Source organism: Pseudomonas imperatae, from assembly GCF_057128625.1.
In genome coordinates, this window is sequence record NZ_JBSKHP010000002.1 from 419,764 (window position 1) to 433,968 (window position 14,205).

Here is a 14,205-nt window from a genome sequence, read left to right on the forward strand (position 1 = left end):
ATCATGGATATCAAGAGCGCGCTGACCCGCATCGTCGGGCAGCTGGACCTGAGCACGGATGAGATGCGCGATGTGATGCGCCAGATCATGACCGGCCAATGCACCGACGCACAGATCGGTGCCTTCCTGATGGGCATGCGCATGAAGAGCGAGAGCATCGACGAGATCGTCGGTGCCGTCTCGGTGATGCGCGAGCTGGCAGGCCAGGTTGAACTCAAGACCCTCGACGGCGTGGTCGACATCGTCGGCACCGGCGGCGACGGCGCCAACATCTTCAACGTGTCCACGGCTTCGGCCTTCGTCATCTCGGCGGCCGGCTGCACCGTGGCCAAGCATGGCAACCGCGCGGTGTCCGGCAAGAGCGGCAGCGCCGACCTGCTGGAAGCCGCCGGCGTGTACCTCAACCTCACGCCGGTGCAGGTAGCGCGTTGCATCGACAGCGTGGGCATCGGCTTCATGTTCGCCCAGGCGCACCACGGCGCCATGAAGCACGCCGCCGGGCCGCGCCGCGACCTGGGTCTGCGCACCCTGTTCAACATGGTCGGGCCGCTGACCAACCCGGCGGGCGTCAGGCACCAGGTGGTCGGCGTGTTCAGCCAGGCGCTGTGCCGGCCGCTGGCCGAGGTGCTGCAGCGCCTGGGCAGCAAGCATGTGCTGGTGGTGCATTCCAAGGACGGGCTGGACGAGTTCAGCCTGGCCGCGCCAACCTTCGTGGCCGAGCTGAAAAATGGCGAAATAACCGAGTATTGGGTAGAACCCGAAGACCTCGGTATAAAGAGCCAGACCCTGCACGGCCTGGCCGTGGAAAGCCCGCAGGCTTCGCTGGAACTGATCCGCGACGCCTTGGGCCGGCGCAAGACCGAAAACGGCCAGAAAGCCGCTGAAATGATCGTACTCAACGCTGGCGCTGCCCTGTATGCCGCCGACCACGCGTCTTCCTTGAAGGAAGGCGTGGCCCTGGCCCACGATGCGCTGCACACCGGGCTGGCCCGCGAGAAGCTCGACGAGCTGGGCGCCTTTACCGCGGTATTCAAGCAGGAGAATGAAGGATGAGTGTGCCGACAGTTCTGGAGAAGATTCTGGCGCGCAAGGCCCAGGAAGTTGCCGAACGCCTGCAGCGTGTCAGCTATGCCGAACTGGAGCGCCTGGCCGCTGCCGCCGATGCACCGCGTGGCTTTGCCAAGGCGTTGATCGACCAGGCGGCGACCAAGAAGCCGGCGGTCATCGCCGAAATCAAGAAGGCCTCGCCGAGCAAGGGCGTCATCCGTGAGCACTTCGTGCCTGCCGAAATCGCCCAGAGCTACGAGAAGGGCGGCGCTACCTGCCTGTCCGTGCTCACCGACATCGATTACTTCCAGGGCGCCGACGCCTACCTGCAGCAGGCCCGTGCGGCCTGCAGCCTGCCGGTGATCCGCAAGGATTTCATGGTCGACCCGTACCAGATCGTCGAATCCCGCGCGCTGGGCGCCGACTGCATCCTGCTGATCGTCGCGGCGCTGGACGACGCGAAGATGGCCGAGCTGGAGTCCGTCGCCTTTGGTGTTGGCCTGGATGTGCTGGTGGAAGTGCACAACGCCGAGGAGCTGGAGCGTGCGCTCAAGCACCTGAAGTCGCCGTTGCTGGGGGTGAACAACCGCAACCTGCACAACTTCGAAGTCAGCCTGGAAAACACCCTCGACCTGCTGCCGCTGATCCCGCGTGAGCGCCTGGTGGTGACCGAAAGCGGCATCCTCAACCGCGCCGACGTGGAGCTGATGGAAATCAACGAGGTGTATTCGTTCCTGGTGGGCGAGGCGTTCATGCGCGCCGAGCATCCTGGCGAAGAGCTGCAACGGCTGTTCTTCCAGTCTTGACCCGCCCGTAGCAGCGGCCGCCAGGCCGCGTCGGGGTGCCAGGACGATGTCATGTATCGCGCGGCCCATGACGCGGCCTCGCGGCCGCTGCTACGGAGGTCTCATGCAACACCCTCTGCGAATCGACACCCAGGCGGGGCTGCAGGCCGAACAGGAGCTGCTTGCCGCCGTTTGCCGCGGCGAGCAGCCTGATGGCCTGCTGTTCTGGCAATCCACTGATCAAACCCTGGTCATGCCCCGGCGCATGAACCGCCTGCCGGCGTTCGATGCCGCCTGCGCGGCATCGGCCGCAGCCGGTTGGCCGGTGCTGCTGCGTGAAACCGGCGGCGAGCCGGTGCCGCAATCGCCGGCCACCATCAATGTCGCGCTGGTGTACGTGGCACCGCGCAGCGAAGGCGACCAAAACCGCATCGAAACCGCTTATCAGCGCCTGTGTCAGCCGCTGTGCGACGCCGTCACGGCGTTGGGCGGGCAGGCGTCGGTGGGCGAGGTGGCGGGGGCGTTCTGCGATGGTCGCTACAACGTCAACATCGGTGGGCGCAAATGGGTGGGCACGGCGCAGCGCTGGCGCCAGGGCCTGAGCGGCACGCGGCCGGTAGTGCTGGTGCACGGCGCGATGCTCATGGACAACCAGCGCGAGTCGATGGTGGCGGCGGTGAATGGCTTCAACCAGGCGTGCGACCTGCCCCAGCGTTGTGACCCGCAGAGCCATGTGGCCTTGCATGAACACTATCCAGCGCCGCAACTGCTGGCCGAATTGGCCCAGGCCTATGGCCGGTTGCTGGCCGAAATTCGCGCCAAGACCTAGCGTGTGCCGAAGACCACCATGGTCTTGCCCTTCACGTTCACCAGGTTGCGCTCTTCGAGGTCCTTGAGTACCCGCCCGACCATTTCCCGCGAGCAACCGACGATACGGCCGATCTCCTGGCGGGTGATCTTGATCTGCATGCCGTCCGGGTGGGTCATGGCGTCGGGTTGCTTGCACAGTTCCAGCAGGCAGCGCGCCACCCGGCCCGTGACGTCGAAGAACGCAAGGTCGCCGACCTTGCGCGTGGTGTCGCGCAGGCGCTGGGCCATCTGGCAACCCAGGGCGAACATGATATCGGGATGCTGCACCGCCACTTCGCGGAACCTGCCGTAGCTGATTTCCGCTACTTCGCATTCGGTCTTGGCCCGTACCCAGGCGCTGCGCAGCGGCCCGTGGTTGGGCGACTCGAACAGCCCCAGCTCGCCGAAGAAGTCGCCGGCGTTGAGGTAGGCAATGATCATTTCGCGGCCGTCGTCGTCCTCGATCAGAATCGTCACCGAGCCCTTGATGATGTAGGACAAGGTTTCGGACTGGTCGCCGGCGCAGATGATATTGCTCTTGGCGCCATAGCGGCGGCGCTGGCAATGAGCCAAGAGTTTATCGATGTTCTGGATCGGACGCGTGAGCGCAACCATGGCTGAATCCCGGGGCAAGACTGTCTACGGCAAGTGAACGGTAAGGAGTGCTGGCGTAGGCGCCATTGATTTGGCGCCAGCTTATCAGACACGCAAGTTTGTATCAGGCAATTTACTAACCACCTTATCGGCAGGCAACGGCTGGGCTACAGGGCTTATGCAAACTGCTGTGCTAAGCTGGCGGCCTTTTTTACAGTGGAGTCCTGGTGATGAAGGCACGTATCCAGTGGGCAGGCGAAGCCATGTTTCTTGGCGAGTCGGGCAGCGGTCATGTGGTAGTGATGGACGGCCCGCCCGAGAGCGGCGGTCGCAACCTGGGCGTGCGCCCCATGGAAATGCTGTTGCTGGGCCTGGGTGGCTGCAGCAATTTCGACGTGGTCAGCATTCTGAAGAAGTCGCGTCAGCCGGTGGAAAGCTGCGAAGCCTTCCTGGAAGCCGAGCGTGCCACCGAGGACCCCAAGGTATTCACCAAGATCCACCTGCATTTCGTGGTCAAGGGCCGCGGCCTGAAGGAAGCCCAGGTGAAGCGGGCAGTGGAACTGTCGGCTGAGAAGTACTGCTCGGCCTCGATCATGCTGGGCCGTGCCGGGGTGGAGATCACCCACGACTACGAGATCGTCGAGCTGGGTTGAAGCGTGTGGGAGCGGGCAGGGCCCGCCCCCACAGGGCTGGTCAGATGCGATAGGTGCTCTTGGTCATGACCTTGGCCACCAGGCTCATGCCGAACCTGACCGGCGCCGGGAAGCGGAACCCGCCGGCGTCCAGCGCCGAATCGGCGTGCTGCTCTTCATCCACGCGCATCTGTTCGAGGATGGCGCGTGACTTCTCGTCTTCCACGGGCAGTTGCTCCAGGTGTTCATCCAGGTGCTTGCACACCTGGTGTTCAGTGGCGGCAACGAAGCCCAGGCTGACACGGTCGCTGATCAGTCCGGCCACGGCACCTATGCCGAACGACATGCCGTAGAACAACGGGTTCAGCACGCTGGGGTGGCTGCCCAACTGGCGGATGCGTTGCTCGCACCAGGCCAGGTGATCCACTTCTTCCTCGGCGGCATGTTCCATGGCCTTGCGCACCTGCGGCAGCTTGGCGGTCAGCGCCTGCCCCTGGTACAACGCCTGCGCGCACACTTCACCGGTGTGGTTGATGCGCATCAGGCCGGCCACATGGCGGGTTTCGTCATCACTGAGCTTGGGGTCCGGCTGGACAATGGCCGGGGACGGCCGCGACGGCTGGCCGCTGAAAGGCAGCAGCGTGCGCATGGCCGTGTCGGCCTGCAGCAGCAGTCGGTCGAGGGGGGAGTAGTGACGTTCGGTAGCCATTGGGCACCTCCGGATAGAATCACGGGGTGCAGTTTAACTCAAAATACCGTGCCAGAGCCTGCGGCACGTCAACACAATCCTGTGGCCGCTGCCCGAGGCAGCGGCCACAAGGCGATCAGCCCGGCGGCCAGTGCATCTGGCGCTGCCCCAGCACATGCATGTGAATGTGGTAGACCGTCTGGCCGCCCAATTCATTGCAGTTCATGACCACGCGGAAACCTTCCTCGCAGCCCAGTTCCTTGGCCAGGCGCTGGGCGGTGAACAGAATGTGACCGGCCAGGCCCTTGTCTTCCTCGGTGAGGTCGTTGAGGGTGCGGATCGGCTTCTTCGGGATCACCAGGAAATGAACCGGTGCCTGGGGTGCGATATCGTGGAAGGCCAGTACCTGGTCATCCTCGTAGATGATTTTCGCGGGTATTTCTCTGTTGATGATCTTGGTGAACAGAGTATCCACAACGGTTGCTCCATGTTTGACGTCGGGCTCGAGTGTACTCAATGCTCAACGTGGGCGGTAGGCGAGGTTGATGGCGCCGGCGATCTTGCGCACCAGCCAGCGCGAGCCCAGGCGGGCGCCGTAGGTGAGCAGGCGGTTACGCCGACCGGGGATGATCACCGCGCGGTTGCGGGCCAGGGCGCGCACGGTGAACAGCGCCACTTCCTCCGGGCTGAGCACGCGTTGGCTGTTGTTCAGGCGTTCTATCACCCGCTGCGATGAACGCACCGGGCCAGGGCACAGTACCGACACTTTGACCCCCGACTGGCGCAGTTCCTCGCGCAGCCCTTCGGAGAAACTCAGCACATAGGCCTTGCTGGCCGCGTAGCTGCTCATCCACGGGCCAGGCTGAAAAGCTGCAAGCGAGGCGACGTTGAGGATCTGCCCGCCGCCGTGCACCGCCATGGCGTTGCCGACCACATGGCACAGTCGCGCCAGGGCGAGGATGTTGACCTCGATCAGGTCCTGCTCCTGCATCCAGTCCTGGGCCAGGAAATGCCCGTAGGAGCGCAGCCCGGCGCAGTTCACCAGCAGATCGATATGGCGGCCGCTTTCCTCAAGCTCCATCAGCAGGCCGGACAGGCGCAGGGGTTCGCTCAAATCGCAGGCACGGAACAGCACCTCCACGCCAAAACGTTGGGTCAGCTCGATGGCCACCGCTTCCAGTGGGTCGCGCTGGCGGGCTACCAGGATCAGGTTGCGGCCGCGCCGGGCCAGGGCCTCGGCCAGCGCCAGGCCCAGCCCTCGGGAGGCGCCAGTGATCAAGGCGTAACGGGTCATGCAAATCTCCATACGAACGCCCCCGGCCCCGGCTCGTCGATGAGGCGGGGCGCACAGGGGCGTCTACTCAGGGGCGCTAGTCTACCGTGCGCCGCGCAGTTGTGCCGAGTCCTTACACGGCCTGCGCATGATGGGCGAGCGAATTGAAGCCGCCCTTCAGGCCAATGATAAACATCAGGACCAGGAAGGCCACCCACAACCAGGCCAGCACTTTCACCGCCTTGGTGTTGGGCGGCGCCGGCGGGCCATATTGGTTGGTGCCCGGGTTGCCGGGAACCGCCATGATCACGATGGGGAAGAAGTTGCCTACCAGCGGTACCAGGTTCAACAGCCACAGCCAGCCGCTCCAGCCGGCGTCGTGCAGGCGCTGCACGGTGATCTGCACGTTGATGGTCATGAAGGCGGCCAGGGCGATGGCACCGAAGCCTATGCCCAGGTAGCGGGAAATCGACATGAGCAGAATGAACACCAGCGCGGCGGCGCAAGCAGCCAGTACCAAGGCCATGGTCCAGCCCAGGTAGCGCACCCGGCCGATGCGCCCCTGTACGGTCATGACTTTCAGCGGCCCGTAGACGGCAATTGGTGGCCCGACCTCCGACTGCGGCGGCGCATAGGGTGAAAACGGTGGCGGGGCAGGGCTGGGCTCTATTTCTTCCAGGCTCAGCTCCAACGGCGCTTCCTCCTCCAGACGTGCCTCCACGCCGGCACGGTGCAACGCATCCAGGTACTTCTCGGCCGTCTCCTGGGACAGGTTGCGCTTGAGCGCCACTTTGCGCCCGGTGAACAGTTTTTCCACGGCCAACAGATCGCTACGGAACAGCTGGGCCAGGTTGGCCTTGGCAGTTTCCAGGGCGACCCCCGGCAGCGTGCTGCCTTCGAAGACGATCTTGAACAGTGTTGTCATGCTGGCATCCTTGTCGTGAAAGTGGCGGCCGGTTCAGCGCGGCCAGTGGTCGGGCAAGCGGCAGGCCCGTACCAGCGCCTTGCGGTATTCGTTGTCGAGGCGCTCGATCAGTTCATCGGCGCTGGGTATATCGTCGATCTCGCCGACACCCTGGCCGGCGGACCAGATGGTCTTCCACGCCTTGGCCTCGTCATCGATGGGCTTGAGCTTGGCCTGGGCACCGGCAGCCGCGAGGGTGGCCAGGTCGAAACCGGCATCTTCCAGGCTCTTGCGCATGAAACTGGCCGGCACCCCGGACACCGCCGGGGTATGGATGATATCGGCGGCATGGGCTGCCAGCAGCATGTCTTTATAGGCTGCGGGTGCGTGGCTTTCCTGACAGGCGATAAAGCGCGTGCCCAGGTACGCCAGGTCGGCGCCCAGCAGCTGCGCGGCAAGAATCTCGCGGCCATGGTTGATGCAGCCGGCCAGCAGCAGGGTCTTGTCGAAGAACTGGCGAATCTCGGCCACCAGCGCGAACGGGCTCCAGGTCCCGGCGTGGCCACCGGCGCCGGCGGCCACGGCAATCAGGCCATCGACGCCGGCCTGGGCGGCCTTCTCGGCGTGGCGCCGGGTAGTGACGTCGTGAAAGACCAGGCCGCCATAACTGTGCACGGCATCCACCACTTCCTTCACCGCGCCCAGGCTGGTGATGACAATCGGCACCTGGTGTTCGATGCAAATCGCCAGGTCGGCTTCCAGGCGGGGGTTGCTGTTGTGCACGATGAGGTTGACGGCATAGGGCGCCGGCTTGTCCAGCGCCGCCAGGCCTGCCTCGATTTCCACCAGCCAGGCCTTGAAGCCGGCGCTGTCACGCTGGTTCAGCGCGGGAAAGCTGCCGACCACGCCGTTGCGGCAGCAGGCCAGCACCAGTTGCGGGTTGGAGATGAGAAACATCGGTGCCGCCACCACGGGCAGGCGCAGGCGTTGGTCCAGCGAGGGGGGCAGCGACATGATGGGTTCTCTTGTGGGTTGGGTTGATCCTAGAACGGTTTCACCACCACCAGAATTACGATAGCCAGCAAAAACAGCACGGGAACTTCGTTGAACCAGCGATAAAAGACATGGCTGCGGGTGTTTTCGCCACGGGCAAAGCGCTTCACCTGGGCGCCGCACATATGATGGTAGCCAATCAGCAGGAACACGAAGGTCAATTTGGCGTGCAACCAGCCCTGGCTCAAATAGCCGGGGAGCAGGTACAGCAGCCAGGCGCCGAACACCAGGGTGGCGATCATCGAGGGGCCCATGATGCCGCGGTACAGCTTGCGCTCCATGACCATGAAGCGTTGCTTGCTGGGCTCGTCCTCGCTGCTGGCGTGGTAGACGAACAGGCGCGGCAGGTAGAACAGGCCGGCAAACCAGCAGACCATGCTGATGATGTGCAGGGCTTTGATCCATAGATAGAGCATTTTTTGAAGTTTCCAGGTTCACGGTAGCGCCGATAGTAGTGCCCCAGGCTGCCGCACGTCACCTCAACGGTTGTTAGCAGATGCTCTGGCCCCGTATTATCAGCGGTTTCCTAGTCGGTTCGTTGAAAGGGGCAGGTATATGGTCAAGGTCGGTATTGTCGGCGGCACGGGTTACACCGGGGTCGAGCTGCTGCGTCTGTTGGCGTCGCATCCGCAGGCGGAAGTCGCCGTCATCACCTCGCGCTCCGAGGCGGGCGTGCCCGTGGCGGACATGTACCCCAACCTGCGCGGCCACTACGATGGCCTGGCCTTCAGCGTGCCGGACACCAAGACCCTGGGCGCCTGCGACGTGGTGTTCTTCGCCACCCCACACGGCGTCGCGCACTCCCTGGCGGGCGAGCTGCTGGCCGCGGGCACCAAGGTCATCGACCTGTCGGCAGACTTCCGCCTGCAGGACGCCGAAGAGTGGGCCAAGTGGTACGGCCAGCCTCACGGCGCGCCTGAGCTGCTGAAGGACGCCGTGTACGGCCTGCCGGAAGTAAACCGCGAGCAGATCCGCAACGCCCGCCTGATCGCCGTGCCTGGCTGCTACCCAACCGCCACCCAACTGGGCTTCCTGCCGCTGCTGGAAGCTGGCCTGGCCGATGCCTCGCGCCTGATCGCCGACTGCAAGTCCGGTGTCAGCGGCGCTGGCCGTGGCGCTGCCGTGGGCTCGCTGTTCTGCGAGGCCGGCGAAAGCATGAAGGCCTACTCGGTGAAGGGCCACCGTCACCTGCCGGAAATCACCCAGGGGCTGCGCCGCGCTGCCGGTGGCGACGTGGGCCTGACCTTCGTGCCGCACCTGACGCCGATGATCCGCGGTATCCATTCCACCCTCTACGCAACCGTGGTGGACAAGGCCGTGGACCTGCAGGCGCTGTTCGAGAAGCGTTATGCCGATGAACCGTTCGTCGACGTGATGCCGGCCGGCAGCCACCCGGAGACCCGCAGCGTGCGTGGCGCCAACGTCTGCCGCATCGCCGTGCATCGCCCACAAGGCGGTGACCTGGTGGTGGTGCTGTCGGTCATCGACAACCTGGTCAAGGGCGCGTCGGGCCAGGCCGTGCAGAACCTGAACATCCTCTTCGGCCTCGACGAGCGCCTGGGCCTGTCCCACGCCGGCATGCTGCCGTAAGCCCCGAAGCCGGTCAGCGCACAATTGTTGACCCTTTTTCTAGGAGAAGCGGATAATGCTGCCATTACGTTTTATGGCGGCTTACGCCGGGAGAGAGTCAGCATGAGCGTCGAATCCTTCACACCCACGGCTTTGCAATTCACCCACGGTGCTGCGCACAAGGTGAAGAGCCTGGTCGACGAAGAAGGCAATGAGCGTCTGAAACTGCGGGTTTTCGTGACCGGTGGCGGTTGCTCGGGCTTCCAGTACGGCTTCACCTTCGATGAAGATGTGGCCGAGGATGACACCATTGTCGAGCGCGAAGGCGTGAGCCTGGTGGTCGACCCAATGAGCTTCCAGTACCTGGCAGGTGCTGAAGTGGATTACCAGGAAGGCCTGGAGGGTTCGCGTTTCGTTATCAACAACCCTAATGCCTCTACCACTTGCGGTTGCGGTCAGTCGTTCTCGATCTGATCACCTGCAGGGCAAGGCCAGACGCCGCGTTCATACGCGGCGTTTTGCTGTCTGGCGTTCAGGCGGGGTAGATGGCCCCAAGCACACGCAACCCACGGGCGCCGGTAACGCTGGGGCGGTTGGTGGGGATGCCTTCCAGGCAGCAATGGGCCAGCCAGGCGAATGCCATGGCTTCCACCCAGTCCGGGTCCACGCCGTGGCCAGCGGTGCTGTCGACGCGGGTGTTGGGCAACAGCTGCGCCAGGCGTTGCATCAGCGCGCGGTTGTGGGCGCCGCCGCCGCACACCAGCAGCTCGTCGGTGTGAGGCTGGGCGTGGCGTAGGGAGTCGACGATGGTGCGGGCGGTCAACTCCAGCAGGGTTGCCTGCACGTCGGCATCGGCCACGTCGTTTACCTTCGCCAGGTGTGCCTGCAGCCAGGGCAGGTTGAACACCTCGCGGCCGGTGCTCTTGGGGCCGGTGCCGGCGAAGAACGGGTCGCTGAGCAGCTCGGCCAGCAGCGCCGGGTGCACGCTGCCGCTGGCAGCCCAGGCGCCGTCGCGGTCGTAGTCCAGGCCCTGGCGGGCATTGATCCAGGCGTCGAGCAACACGTTGCCGGGGCCGCAGTCGAAACCGCTGACCGGCTTGTCGGCCTCGATCAGGCTCAGGTTGCTGAAACCACCTACGTTGAGCACGGCCAGGTGCCGGCCCTGGCTGGCGAAGATGGCATCGTGGAAGGCGGGCACCAACGGCGCGCCCTGGCCACCGGCGGCCACGTCACGGCGGCGGAAGTCGCCGACGGTGGTGATGCCGGTCAACTCGGCCAGCAGCGCCGGGTTGCCGATCTGCACGGTGAAGCCGCGTGCCGGTTCGTGGCGCACGGTCTGGCCGTGGCTGCCGATGGCACGGATATCCGCAGGGGTGAGGTGCTGTTGTTGCAAGAGGGTATGGATGCCCTCGGCGGCCAGGGTGGCCCACTGGTTCTCCGCCAGGGCGGCGCGGGCTATCTCGTCCGGGCCGCTGGCGCACAGGGCCAGCAGGTCGCCGCGCAGCCCGCTGGGCATCGGCAGGTACCGGCTGGCCAGCAGGCGCACGCTGGCGCCTTGCTCAACCAGCGCAATATCCAGCCCATCGAGGCTGGTGCCGGACATCACGCCGATATAAAGGGCCATGACTTACTTCTTGCTCGCGACCATGGTGGATTTCTCCTGGTCCATGTGGGCGATCAGCGGCTGCGAGATTTGCATGAAGCGGCTCTTCTCGTTGCGCGCAATCGGGTCGGCCATGGGCAGCTTCTGCCCCAGCGGGTCGACGTGCACGCCGTTCACCTGGAACTCGTAATGCACGTGCGGGCCGGTGGACAGGCCGGTGGTGCCGATGTAGCCGATGACCTGGCCCTGTTTCACTACCGAGCCTGCGTGGATGCCCTTGGCGAAGCCCTGCATGTGCGCGTACAGCGTCTTGTAGGTCTTGCCGTGCTCGATGATCACGGTGTTGCCGTAGCCGCCACGGCGCCCGGCCAGTTCGACCTTGCCGTCGCCCGTGGCCTTGATGGGCGTGCCGCGCGGGGCGGCGTAGTCCACGCCCTGGTGCGCGCGGATCTTGTTCAGGATGGGGTGGAAGCGGCCCACCGAGAAGCGCGAGCTGATACGGGCGAAGTCCACCGGCGAGCGCACGAAGGCCTTGCGCAGGCTGTTGCCCTCGGCGCTGTAGTAGTTGGTGGTGCCTTGCTTGTTGGTGTAGCGCACCGCGGTGTAGGTCTTGCCACGGTTGCTGAAGCGCGCGGCGAGGATGTTGCCGGTGCCGATCACCTTGCCGTTCAGCACCTTCTGTTCGTACATCACGTCGAACACGTCGCCCTGGCGGATATCCTGGGCGAAGTCCACGTCGTAGTTGAAGATGCGCACCAGGTCCATGACCTGGTTGTGCGACAGGCCGGCGCGCTGGCCGGACAGCGACAGCGAGTTCTTGATCACGCCATGGGCGTAGGCCTCGCGCATGACGGGCTTGATCACGTCGCGGTTGAAGGCGAAGCCCTTGGCGCCGCGCACCAGGCGGATGGTCTCGGTGTTGCTGAGCTTGGTGTGCAGGCTGGCGAGCTGGCCGTCCGGGCCGATCTCGAACTCCAGCACCTGGCCGTTCTTGAGCTGGGCGAACTGCTTGGCCTGTTTGTCGCTGGCCATGACTTCCTGGGCTGCGGAGGCGGGCAGGCCGGCTTCGTCGAACAGCTTGGACAGGGTGTCGCCCTTGCGCACGGTGACTTCGCGGTGGTTCGGGCCCTTCTTGGGGGCGTCGGCGGCGGCGCTGGCGACCGGTTCCGGCTTGTCCGGGGTGTCTTGTGCGGTGTCCTGGTCCTGGTCGTCTTCGTTGTCTATATGCGCGAAGGGCGCTGGCGCGGCCTGTTCTTCGCCAAGGTCGGTGGCTGGCGCGTCTTTCTGCGCCTGCTTGAGCTGGTCGGCTGGGGTCTCCAGCTCCAGCGGCGTGGAGTTGCGCTTGGCTTCCACTTCGCTGGAGGGAAATATCAGCATGGCTAGGCTGAGCAGGGCGGCGATGCCGCTTGCAGCCAGCAGGTGGCTCTTCGGATAAAGCGGAGGCGCTTTAGGCGGTTCGCTGGTCATAGGTAATTTTGACTTTGAAAAAAGATGAAATGGAAAAGATGAATGACATGATAAAGATGAAATAACTGTATAAAATATAACCAAATCCTTGCCAAAGCAAGCTCGCAGACGCCTCGACCCGCCCCCGGGGTCACACGCAAGTCAAAAACTTGTAATTGGTGTCTGATCTTGTATCGTTGGCCCCATTTGAATCCAAGCCTTGCGGGTAGGTTATGAAGTCGGTTGAAGAGCAGCTAGCGCTGATCAAGCGTGGTGCGGAAGAGGTGTTGGTCGAGGCTGAACTGGTCGAGAAGCTCAAGCGCGGGCAGCCGCTGCGTATCAAGGCTGGTTTCGACCCAACGGCGCCTGACCTGCACCTGGGCCACACGGTGCTTATTAATAAGCTGCGCCAGTTCCAGGAGCTGGGGCACCACGTGATCTTCCTGATCGGGGATTTCACCGGCCTGATCGGCGACCCCAGCGGCAAGAGCGCCACGCGCCCGCCGCTGACTCGCGAGCAGGTGCTGGCCAACGCCGAGACCTACAAGGCCCAGGTGTTCAAGATCCTCGATCCGGCCAAGACCGAGGTGGCGTTCAACTCCATCTGGATGGACGCCATGAGCCCGGCGGACTTCATTCGCCTGTCGTCCCAATACACCGTGGCGCGGATGCTCGAGCGCGATGACTTCGACAAGCGCTACAAGTCCAACCAGTCCATCGCCATCCACGAGTTCCTCTACCCGCTGGTGCAGGGCTACGACTCGGTTGCCCTGAAGGCAGACGTCGAGCTGGGCGGCACCGACCAGAAGTTCAACCTGCTGATGGGGCGTGAGCTGCAGCGCGCCTACGGCCAGGAAGCCCAGAACATCGTGACCATGCCGCTGCTCGAAGGCCTGGACGGCGTGAAGAAGATGTCCAAGTCCCTGGGCAACTACGTCGGCATCCAGGAAGCGCCGGGCGTTATGTACAGCAAGCTGGTGTCCATCCCGGATGCGCTGATGTGGCGTTACTTCGAGCTGCTGAGCTTCCGCTCCATGGAAGAGATCAATGCCTTCAAGGCCGAGGTCGAGGCCGGTGCCAACCCGCGCGATATCAAGATCAAGCTGGCGGAAGAGATCGTCGCGCGTTTCCATGGCGAAGAAGCCGCTGCCAACGCGCACCGTGGTGCGGGCAACCGCATGAAGGATGGCGAGCTGCCGGAAGATCTCCCAGAGGTGGAGCTCACGGGTGGTGAAGACATGCCTATCGCCGCGATCCTCAACCAGGCTGGCCTGGTGAAGAACTCGGCGGCTGCTCGCGATCTGTTGTCGGCGGGTAGTGTGCGTATCGATGGTGAGGTGGTTGACCGTGGTTTTGTCTTTGCGCTGGGAGCGACCCATGTCTGCCAGGCCGGCAAGAAGGCTTTCGCGCGGATTACCCTCAAGCAGGGCTGATTGCTGCTTAGCTATATAGAAGGCGGGCCGGCAGGCCCGCCTTTTTGCTTATCGGCGGCCTCGAAAGCCACGCTGAAACATTTCTGAAATAAACGCTTGACCCGCTCCTGGATCTCTCTATAATTCGCCCCACTTCCGGCGCAACCGAAACGGAAAACTCCTTGAAATTCAACGAGTTAACCGAAGTAAGCGATTCTGGAAGGTTTCGATATCAACGTCGAAAGCGGCGAAAAAGGCAGTTGACAGCAACGCAAGTTGCTGTAGAATTCGCCTCCCGCTAACGAGAGATCGAAGCGAGCCAAGTGGTTGAAGTTGTTAGAGATTCTCTG

The 14,205-nt window shown here is 63.8% G+C and carries 16 protein-coding genes; 7 read left to right on the plus strand and 9 right to left on the minus strand.

Translation table 11 applies throughout. The features are described 5' to 3' along the window. Positions 1 to 3: 3 nt before the first annotated feature. The 3 genes from trpD to ACWKWX_RS04605 all read left to right on the plus strand — a co-directional run bounded on the left by trpD (position 4) and on the right by ACWKWX_RS04605 (position 2,661). Positions 4 to 1,053 (plus strand): anthranilate phosphoribosyltransferase, encoded by a 1,050-nt coding sequence (gene trpD / locus ACWKWX_RS04595; RefSeq protein WP_483827107.1) that lies wholly within the window; start codon positions 4 to 6, stop codon positions 1,051 to 1,053. After that, complete coding sequence (gene trpC / locus ACWKWX_RS04600) at positions 1,050 to 1,853, plus strand: indole-3-glycerol phosphate synthase TrpC (RefSeq protein ID WP_416427145.1); 804 nt, start codon at positions 1,050 to 1,052, stop codon at positions 1,851 to 1,853. Before trpD ends, trpC begins: the two co-directional genes overlap by 4 nt. A gap of 103 nt (positions 1,854 to 1,956) precedes the next feature. Next, a complete protein-coding gene (locus tag ACWKWX_RS04605) occupies positions 1,957 to 2,661 on the plus strand; it encodes a lipoate--protein ligase family protein (protein WP_483827108.1) in 705 nt (234 codons plus the stop codon). Here ACWKWX_RS04605 and crp read toward each other — a convergent pair. Continuing rightward, entirely contained in the window at positions 2,658 to 3,296 is a 639-nt protein-coding gene (gene crp / locus ACWKWX_RS04610) for a cAMP-activated global transcriptional regulator CRP (protein WP_416427143.1), read from the minus strand. The genes ACWKWX_RS04605 and crp overlap by 4 nt on opposite strands. Positions 3,297 to 3,505: 209 nt before the next feature. Here crp and ACWKWX_RS04615 point away from each other — a divergent pair, with 209 nt between their 5' ends. Continuing rightward, positions 3,506 to 3,928 (plus strand): OsmC family protein, encoded by a 423-nt coding sequence (locus ACWKWX_RS04615; RefSeq protein ID WP_416427142.1) that lies wholly within the window; start codon positions 3,506 to 3,508, stop codon positions 3,926 to 3,928. Positions 3,929 to 3,968: 40 nt separating this feature from the next. On the opposite strand, the gene coq7 is transcribed toward ACWKWX_RS04615, so the two are convergent. From coq7 to hemJ, 6 genes are all read right to left on the minus strand, one after another. Continuing rightward, positions 3,969 to 4,616 (minus strand): 2-polyprenyl-3-methyl-6-methoxy-1,4-benzoquinone monooxygenase, encoded by a 648-nt coding sequence (gene coq7 / locus ACWKWX_RS04620; protein WP_416427141.1) that lies wholly within the window; start codon positions 4,614 to 4,616, stop codon positions 3,969 to 3,971. A gap of 115 nt (positions 4,617 to 4,731) precedes the next feature. After that, positions 4,732 to 5,070 (minus strand): histidine triad nucleotide-binding protein, encoded by a 339-nt coding sequence (locus ACWKWX_RS04625; protein ID WP_027980374.1) that lies wholly within the window; start codon positions 5,068 to 5,070, stop codon positions 4,732 to 4,734. A 45-nt stretch (positions 5,071 to 5,115) separates the two neighbouring features. Then, positions 5,116 to 5,889 (minus strand): SDR family NAD(P)-dependent oxidoreductase, encoded by a 774-nt coding sequence (locus tag ACWKWX_RS04630; RefSeq protein ID WP_416427140.1) that lies wholly within the window; start codon positions 5,887 to 5,889, stop codon positions 5,116 to 5,118. 112 nt (positions 5,890 to 6,001) lie between these two features. After that, positions 6,002 to 6,793, minus strand: a complete 792-nt coding sequence (locus ACWKWX_RS04635; RefSeq protein ID WP_416427139.1) for a DUF805 domain-containing protein — start codon at positions 6,791 to 6,793, stop codon at positions 6,002 to 6,004. Between the two features lie 33 nt (positions 6,794 to 6,826). Next, a complete protein-coding gene (locus tag ACWKWX_RS04640; RefSeq protein ID WP_483827109.1) occupies positions 6,827 to 7,786 on the minus strand; it encodes an NAD(P)H-dependent flavin oxidoreductase in 960 nt (319 codons plus the stop codon). 29 nt (positions 7,787 to 7,815) lie between these two features. Further along, the gene (hemJ, locus tag ACWKWX_RS04645; protein ID WP_416427137.1) at positions 7,816 to 8,241 is read right to left on the minus strand and encodes a protoporphyrinogen oxidase HemJ; all 426 of its coding nucleotides are present in this window, start codon (positions 8,239 to 8,241) and stop codon (positions 7,816 to 7,818) included. 139 nt (positions 8,242 to 8,380) lie between these two features. On the opposite strand from hemJ, the gene argC reads away from it, so the two are divergent. Then, the gene (gene argC / locus ACWKWX_RS04650) at positions 8,381 to 9,415 is read left to right on the plus strand and encodes an N-acetyl-gamma-glutamyl-phosphate reductase (protein WP_416427136.1); all 1,035 of its coding nucleotides are present in this window, start codon (positions 8,381 to 8,383) and stop codon (positions 9,413 to 9,415) included. A 102-nt stretch (positions 9,416 to 9,517) separates the two neighbouring features. Next, on the plus strand, positions 9,518 to 9,868 hold the full coding sequence (gene erpA / locus ACWKWX_RS04655; RefSeq protein WP_416427135.1) for an iron-sulfur cluster insertion protein ErpA: 351 nt from the start codon (positions 9,518 to 9,520) through the stop codon (positions 9,866 to 9,868). Between the two features lie 58 nt (positions 9,869 to 9,926). On the opposite strand, the gene ACWKWX_RS04660 is transcribed toward erpA, so the two are convergent. Beyond that, positions 9,927 to 11,018: an anhydro-N-acetylmuramic acid kinase gene (locus ACWKWX_RS04660; RefSeq protein WP_416427134.1), complete on the minus strand. Its 1,092-nt coding sequence runs from the start codon at positions 11,016 to 11,018 to the stop codon at positions 9,927 to 9,929. A 3-nt stretch (positions 11,019 to 11,021) separates the two neighbouring features. Beyond that, positions 11,022 to 12,464 carry an OapA family protein gene (locus tag ACWKWX_RS04665; RefSeq protein WP_483827110.1) on the minus strand — a complete coding sequence of 481 codons (1,443 nt, stop codon included), beginning with the start codon at positions 12,462 to 12,464 and terminating at the stop codon, positions 11,022 to 11,024. A gap of 212 nt (positions 12,465 to 12,676) precedes the next feature. Here ACWKWX_RS04665 and tyrS point away from each other — a divergent pair, with 212 nt between their 5' ends. Further along, positions 12,677 to 13,876 carry a tyrosine--tRNA ligase gene (gene tyrS, locus ACWKWX_RS04670; RefSeq protein WP_483827111.1) on the plus strand — a complete coding sequence of 400 codons (1,200 nt, stop codon included), beginning with the start codon at positions 12,677 to 12,679 and terminating at the stop codon, positions 13,874 to 13,876. Positions 13,877 to 14,205 lie beyond the last annotated feature (329 nt).